The organism is Vibrio sp. 10N.222.55.C6 (assembly GCF_041473395.1).
GTDB lineage: Bacteria > Pseudomonadota > Gammaproteobacteria > Enterobacterales > Vibrionaceae > Vibrio > Vibrio crassostreae_C.
Genome location: NZ_JBFRSD010000963.1, coordinates 1 through 207, shown reverse-complemented (window position 1 = coordinate 207; position 207 = coordinate 1). Strand labels below are relative to the sequence as shown.

Here is a 207-nt window from a genome sequence, read left to right as displayed (position 1 = left end):
CAAACACTACAGAATCAAAAACTATTTATGCGATTTGCGTCATTTCGTTTAGCGTGAAGCTTGCCACTGAGCCTTCTGTTGCTGCCATGTACTCGGCTAGGTGCGTGTTTGCCATGTGTGTCTGCCAAAGTTCACGTGAAGTCCAGTTCTCGTAGAACATGAAGTGTGCTGGGTTCTCGTTATCTTGGTGAAGGTCGTAGTTAATGC

Annotated in this window: 1 protein-coding gene; it reads right to left on the bottom strand. The window is 45.9% G+C overall.

The window, feature by feature from the left end; translation table 11 throughout:
• Positions 1–25: 25 nt before the first annotated feature.
• The coding region (locus AB4486_RS27080) for a putative quinol monooxygenase (protein WP_372119868.1) at positions 26–207 on the bottom strand (182 nt) is incomplete at its 5' end.